Source organism: Xanthomonas arboricola pv. populi (assembly GCF_002939945.1).
Taxonomy (GTDB): domain Bacteria; phylum Pseudomonadota; class Gammaproteobacteria; order Xanthomonadales; family Xanthomonadaceae; genus Xanthomonas; species Xanthomonas arboricola_A.
Map to the genome: position 1 here is coordinate 1 of NZ_MDEB01000016.1, position 7,521 is coordinate 7,521.

General features: G+C 68.5%; 2 protein-coding genes. Both read right to left on the reverse strand.

The genetic code is table 11. The annotated features are described in order from the left end of the window. Positions 1-4,967, reverse strand: a 4,967-nt coding sequence (locus tag XaplCFBP3123_RS21015) for an ESPR-type extended signal peptide-containing protein (RefSeq protein ID WP_104535792.1), incomplete at its 3' end; no start/stop codon positions are given. A 541-nt stretch (positions 4,968-5,508) separates the two neighbouring features. Continuing rightward, positions 5,509-7,266 carry a S8 family peptidase gene (locus XaplCFBP3123_RS21020; protein ID WP_429001645.1) on the reverse strand — a complete coding sequence of 586 codons (1,758 nt, stop codon included), beginning with the start codon at positions 7,264-7,266 and terminating at the stop codon, positions 5,509-5,511. Between the last annotated feature and the right edge of the window lie 255 nt (positions 7,267-7,521).

Below are 7,521 nucleotides of genomic sequence, written 5' to 3' on the forward strand. Positions count from 1 at the left end.
CCGACATTGACGATGCGACGCGTGGCCGGGCCGCCGCGGCCATCGCCGCTACCGACCGACACCACGTTGGCGTCGTAGGTACGCGAACCCGCGCCCAGCGCCACCGAGTCCGCACCGCTGGCACCGGCATTGGCACCCAGCGCCACCGCATTGGCACCGCTCTGGCGCACAAAGGAGTTGTAGCCCAGCGCCACGCCGTTTTCGCCGATGGAACTGGTCTGCCGGCCCATCGCGGTGCTGTTCACGCCGCTGGCGCTGCTGTCCACACCCATGGCGCTGGCGCCGGTGGCCGACGCGCGGCTGCCGGAGGCGATCGCCACGCTGCGTGCGCCGCTGGCGGTTGCGCCGGCACCCGCTGCAGTGGCGCGATCACCGGTCGCGGTGGCCACCCCTTCGCCGGTGGTTTGCACCATGCCGTTGGTGGTCTGCACATCGGCCGCCAGGGCATCCAGCTGGCCCTTGTTGACCGCATCGGTCGCCGCCTGGCCATCGCTGACATTGACGATACGGCGGGTGGCCGGACCGCCGCGGCCATTGCCGCTGCCGATCGACACCGTGTCGGCTTCGTCGCTGCGCGAACCCGAGCCCAGCGCCACCGAATCGGCACCGGTCGCACCGGCATTGGCACCCAGGGCCACACCGTTGACCGCGCTCTGACGCACGAACGAGTTGTAGCCCACCGACACCGCGTTCTCGCCGATCACGTTGACCTGTCGACCGACACCGGTGCTGTTGATGCCGGTGGCCGATGCATCCACACCGACGACGCTGGCACCGACCGCATCGGCGCGGCTGCCGCCGCCCAGGGCCAGCGTGTTGTCGGCAAGTGCCGCAGCGCTCTGACCGAGCGCGGTCGCATTGACGCCGTCGGCATACGAATTCCAGCCGATGGCGGTGGTGTAGTCGGCCGTCGCCCACGCGCCCGCACCGAATGCGGCAGCGCCGGTGCCGGAGGCACGCGCCGGGATGAAGCCGAAGAACGTGCTGCCCCCCACCGCCACGCTTTCGTCGCCGGTGGCTTCGCTGAACTCGCCCACGGCGACCGCGCTCGCACCGGAGGCCAGCGATGCGGCACCGACCGCGGTGCTGTAGTCGCTCGAGGCCACCGCGCCGTAACCCAGCGCCGACGACAGCCGGCCGCTGGATTCGCTGTAGCCACCGAAGGCGGCGCTGCCGACATTGGAGGCGGTGCTGCGGAAACCGGCCGCCGTGGCCTGGTTGTCCGATGCCACCGCTTCGCTGCCGAGCGCGGTCGTATAGGTCGAAATCGCCTGCGCCCCGGCACCGTTTGCGGTGGCGCCGACGTCGCTGGCCAGGGCATTGCTGCCGACCGCGCTGCTGTTTTCGCCGGTGGCCTGGGCGTTGTTGCCCACCGCCGCTGCGCCGATTCCGCTGGCCAGCGCACTCACACCCACCGCCGTTGCGTTATCGACCACCGCCTGCGCACCTGCACCCAACGCCGTGGCGCCGGTGCCGGTGGCATTGGCGCCCTCGCCTGCGGCCAGGGCGTTGTCGCCTTCCACGTAGGCGCCGGCATCGCTGTCATCGCTGCCGCTGGCCTGGAAGTACTTGCTGGTGGATTGCGCGGTTTCGGCAACGGCGTTGAGCTGATCCAGATTCACCGCATCGGTGCCCTGGGTCCCGGCGGCCACGTTGGTGATCTGACGCTCGTTGCCGGCGCTGCCCACCGAGACCGCAAAGTCGCGATCGGCCACCGAATCGGCGCCCAAAGCTACGCTGCCTTCGCCGGTGGATTCTGCAAAATTGCCGAGCGCGGTGCTGTTGAGGCCCGGTGCCCATGCCGCGCCGCCGAGTGCGGTGGAGAAGTCGCCGGAGGCTTCGGTCGGCAACAGGCCGAGCAGGGCGCCACCGACCGACACGCTGTTGTAGCCGCTGGCCACACTGCCCTGGCCGGCTGCAACGCTGTAGTCGCCGGTTGCGGTGGCATCGCCACCCACGGCCACGGTATTGGAACCGCTGGCGGTGCTGAAATTGCCCAGCGCGGTGCTGTTGAACCCGGTCGCGCTGGAATAGCCGCCCAGAGCGGTGGAGTAGTTGGAGGTGGCCTCGGCGCCGAAGCCGAACGCGGCCGCGCTGGTGCCATCGGCCAGGCTTTCTGCGCCGACCGCGGTGGCCGACTCGCCACTGGCGCTGGCGAAATAGCCCACCGCCGTGGTTTCGCTGCCATCGGCCACGCTCAGCGTACCGGCGGCCAGGGAACCATCGCCATAGGCACCTGCTGCCGCACCCAGCGCGGTGCTCTGCGCGCCGGCGGCTTCGCTCTCGCCGCCCACGGCCACGGCGTAATCGCCGCTGGCCTGACTGAAGGCGCCGCTGGCCAGGCTGCCGTAGCCGCTGGCGGCGGCGTTGTAACCGGCCGCATTGGCGTACTGCGCGGTGGCGCTGGCACCGCTGCCGATGGCGACCGCGCCGATCGCGGTGGCCTGGCTGCTGGAGCCGAACGCGCTGCTGTAGTCGCCTTCCGCAGTGGCGTTGGAGCCGGCTGCGGTGGCGTCTTCGCCCTGCGCATCGGCAGTGCCGGTGCCGGTGCCGGCAAACAGACGCGCGGTGTTGGCGGCGCCATCGGACACTGCGGTGAGCTGATCCAGATTCACCGCATCGGTACCTTCGGTACCGGCGGCGACGTTGGTGATCTGCCGCTCGCCGCCGGCCGTGCCCACCGACACAGTGCTGGCGCGATCGGCAACTGCGCCGACGCCGAGCGCAACGCTGTTGTCGACCGAAATCCGCGCGCCGTCGCCGATCGCGATGCTGTCGGCGCCTTCGACGAACGCCTCGGTGCCCAGTGCGATGCTGCGATCGCCATAGCCGACTGCTTGCGAACCGATGGCGATCGCACGCCCACCGCCGGCATAGGCGTTATCGCCGATGGCGACCGAGACGTTGCCGCTGGCGGCCGAGGTGATACCCACCGCGACGCTGCGCGCGCCGTAGGCCGTGCTTTCCGCACCCACTGCGGTGCTGGTATCGCCCCAGGCCACGCTGGCAAAGCCCAGCGCAGTGGATTCGAGACCATTGGCGATGCTTTCGAAACCGATCGCGGTACCGCCGCGACCATTGGCCACGCTGGTGCCGCCGACTGCAGTGCCATAGAAGCCCGATGCCGTGCTGTCGGCACCCAGGGCGGTGGCATAGCGGTCGCTGGCGATACTGTTGAAGCCGAGCGCGGTGGCATTGTTGACATTGGCAACCGCACCACTGCCGACCGCAGTGGTGTTCACCGCCGATGCCACGCTGCTCGAACCCAGCGCCGTGCTGTAATTCTCGTAAGCCGATGCATTGGAACCGGCCGCAACACTGTCGACGCCTTCGGCAACCGCGGTGCCATCGCCGGTGGCGACGAACGTGCGCGCGGTGGTGGCGGCAACCTCGGACACTGCGGTGAGCTGATCGAGATTGACCGCATCGCTGCCTTCGGTACCGGCGGCGATGTTGGTGATCTGACGCTCATCGCCGGCCGCACCCACCGACACGGTGTTGGCGCGCGTGGCAATCGCGTTGGCGCCCAACGCAACCGAGTTGGCGCCGCGTGCGGTGCTGTAGTAACCCAACGCCGTGCTCAGCTCGCCGCTGGCCCAGGATTGCGGACCGACCGCCGTTGCGCCTTCGCCGGGTGCGTAGGCGAAGTACCCCACGGCGGTGGCTTGGGTGCCGGAGGCTTCGCTGAGCGTGCCGACAGCGGTGGTGTAGGTGCCCGATGCGATCGCACCGGCGCCGAGCGCGGTGGACGCTTCGCCGCTGGCCTGGGTCTGCACGAAGAAACCCAGACCTGGGATGTAATCGGCCGGACCACCGACAGCGGTGCTGCTGGTGCCGCTGGCGCTGGTCTGCGTGCCCACGGCGGTGGCGTAATCGCCTGCCGCATTGGCGACCGCACCGAACGCGGAAGACTGCGCACCGGCCGCATACGCACCGACGCCGAACGACGAAGCGGCGAAGCCATCGGCATTGGCGCTGGCGCCGACGGCGGTTCCGCCGACGCCGGCACTGGTGGCGCCGGTGGTGACCGGCACGCCGCCACTGGTGATCAACGGCTCGCCGTCTTCGTCCACTGCAGCGCCGCCCACGGCCACGCTGCCGGGGCCGTTGGCCTGCGCGTTGTGGCCGAATGCCGCGCTGTTCTGCCCGGAGGCGAGCGCGTTGGCGCCAACCGCAGTGGCATTGTCGGCAACCGCATTGGCACCGGTTCCCAGCGCAGTGGTCGCCGTACCGACCGCATTGGCGGCATCGCCGGCAGCCAGCGCGCTATCGCCTTCGACATAGGCGCCGACGCTGTCTTCGCCCGGGGTCGCCTTGAAGAACATGGCCGTGTCTTCGGCCACATCGGCCACGTCGCGCAACTGCGCCACGTTGACCGCGTCGGTGGCGTTGACGCCGGCACTGAGGTTGGTGATGCGGCGCGTGGCCGGACCGCCGCGGCCATTGCCGCTGCCCACCGACACCACATCGTCTTCGTGGGTGCGCGAGCCTGCGCCCAGCGCCACCGAGTTGGCACCGGTCACGCCGGCGTTGGCACCGAGCGCCACGCCGTTTTCGCCGCTCTGGCGCACGAAGCTGTTGTAGCCGATGGCCACCGCGTTCTCGCCGATCGCATTGGTCTGGCGGCCGATCGCGCTGCTGTTCACGCCACTGGCGCTGCTGTCGGCACCGGTGGCAAGCGCGCCGGTCGCGCTGGCGCGACTGCCGGCGCCGATGGCGGTGGCGTTGGTGGCAGGCGCCGACGCGCCGCGGCCGACTTCAACCGATTGCGCCATTGCAGAAAGGGGGATGGCGATGCCGGCGCTACCCAGCGCCAGGGCGATCGCGGCAACCAGGCACCGGCTCTGGCGGCGGTCGATGAATGCGGCGGTGCTCACTGCGCCCGGGCTATCGCCGGTGGCCAACTCCGATGCCACGGCCCACACGCCTAACGATTTGTTCCAGACCTTGCGATAAATCCGATTCATCGACGCACTGCTCCTGAATGTTGGGACTGGTTTTCTGACGAACACCCACCATCGCGTGGGCCTTCCAGCCGCTGCGATCCCCGTGGTTATTGGCGCCATGGGCCAACTGGCGGTGCGCGGTGAGCTGCACCCTGGATAGTCAAAAAGTGAACGCTACCCAACCATGGAACTGAGCGAAGTGTTAACAGTGGTCAAATCCGGCGTCAAGTTTTTGACATAAAGCGAAGCTGAGCGTGATTTTCATCACACTTCGGCTTGCTTTTATTCGTTTTTTGATAATTCTTTGTAAAACAGCGGTCTAGATCATGTCTGGTGAGACATTTTCAAACTGAATACGCCTGTCCGCAGCAGACAAAAAAGCCCGCTGGCAGGACGCCAGCAGGCTTGGTTGCGCAAAACCGCGCGGAACGGGTCAGGAGTCGGGCCAGCGCTCGCCGCGCCGACCCCTCAGCTCACCAGGGTCCGCGATGAGACCGGTCGTGCCCGCATCGCTGCGCCAGGAAACCGACGTCAGCGCCCCCTCGCGCCGCCGTGTGTCGGATCACTGGCGCGCCAACAGGCTCACTCCATCGAAGCTGCCGCCATCGAGCCGGAGGAAATAGGTTCCGGCACGCGGTGCGGTGAAGCGCACCGTCTGGCTGGTCCCGCTGCGACTGGACATGCCGTCGTTGTCGGTCGCGGTCGGCGCGCGGCCCAAGGCGACATACAGCGCCGCCTGACCGCTGCCGCCGAAGCTGATGAAGCTCAGCACCGCACCCGCGTTCGCTTCGAAGACGAAGACGCCGGCATCGCCAGCCACATTGGACACCCCCCGCTCGGGCACGCTGTTGCGCAGCGTCTGCGCGTCCAGCTGGCAGGCCAGATCGCCGCTGGCGCAGCGGCGCAGTGCGCGATCGATGGCAGCCCCCGCATCCACGATGCCGCTACCGGCCCGCGTGTTCAACGGCAACTGCACCGGAAACGCGCGCGCACTGCGCTTGAGCAGGCGTTCCAGCGCCGCGGGTGTCAGCGGCGGCTTGCCATCTGCGATCAAGGCGCTCTGCACCAGTGCGGCAGTCCCCGCCACGTGCGGCGAGGCCATCGAGGTTCCGGCAAAGCCAGGCCCGATATAGGAGAATTGACCGGACGTGGGCGTGGTTTTACCGGTGTAACCGGTCTGCCAGACCCAGCTGCCGATCGGGCCGTCGTACAAGGTATTGGTTTCCAGATCGCGCGCGCCGCCGCCGGGTGCGGCCAGATCGATCAAGCTGCCGAAATTGCTGTAATACGCCAACCCGCCGGTCAGGCGGGTGGCCGCCACCGACACCACATTGGCGCAGTTGGCCGGCACCGCACCGGACACATCCGAGCCATCGTTGCCGGCCGCCACCACCACGGTGGCGCCACGCGAAACCGCGCCGTCGATCGCCGCCTGCGTGACCGAATCGCAGGGGCCAAAGCCGCCCAGGCTGATGTTGATGATTTCGGCCGGATCGCGATTATCCGGCACGCCGTCCACATGCCCTCCGGACGCCCACACGATGGCATCGCTGATGTCCGAGAACGAACCGCCGCAGTGACCGAGCACGCGCACCGGCAGCACCTTGGCCTTGTAGGCCACACCGGCACCGCCAATGCCGTTGCCGGTGGTTTCGGCAATCGTGCCGGCCACGTGCGTGCCATGCCAGGAGCTGTCATGCGCCGCGGAGAAAATGCCGCACTCGCCGTCTTCGGCCTCCCAGTCGCCGCGGTCCAGCGCACCCGGCACGCGCGCATCGGTCGGACGTCGCGACCGGCCGGCATCGGTGATGAAGTCGTAGCCCTGCAGCAGATTGCCGGCCAGATCCGGATGCGCCGGCAGGATGCCGGTGTCGATCACCGCCACCACCACACCCTCGCCCTGCGCGGTCTTCCACGCCGCCGGCGCATCGATGCCGCCGGCCGGATCGGTGAGATGCCATTGATTGCTCGCCAGCAGCGGATCGTTGGGCAAGCTGCCGCCGCTGCTCTGCAACGGATATGCGCGGGCATCGATCTGCGCATATTCCACCGCAGGATCGGCCCGCAGCTCGCGCACGAGGCGATCGGCGTCGCTGCGGCTGAGTTGCGTGGGCAATCTGATCAACTCACTGCCCACCGCCAACGTACGCACATGCGTCGGCGCGGTTTGCACGCCGCTGCGCGCGGCCGGTGCCAGGTCCACCGCCGCGCGCGATGCCGCCGCAGCGATCGTGGCGGCCGACGCAGAGCCAGCGCTGCGCGCGGTCACTGTGCCGCTGCGATATTTGACGATGATGCCGTCGACCGGTGCATCGCGCATGGCCTGCTGACGTTGCGCGGTAATCAGGCCGGAATCCGGTGTGGCCGCGGTAGCGATGCCGCTGGCGAGCGACAGTACGGCACTGCAGGCGATGGCGAGCGTTCGGGAACGATGGGTCTGAATCACGATGATGTCCTCTTCAAGATGAAATGCATAACGAATGAGCGAGCACGCAGCGGCCGCAGGCGCTGCGATGGCAAGGCCTGCGTTACCAGCCGAAGCCGGCACCCACACCGATCGAACTGTCGTCGCCAC

Bases quoted from the DNA above. Each gene is read 5' to 3' on its own strand.
- XaplCFBP3123_RS21020 (WP_429001645.1), bottom strand. From the start codon at position 7,266: ATGCGCGATGCACCGGTCGACGGCATCATCGTCAAATATCGCAGCGGC.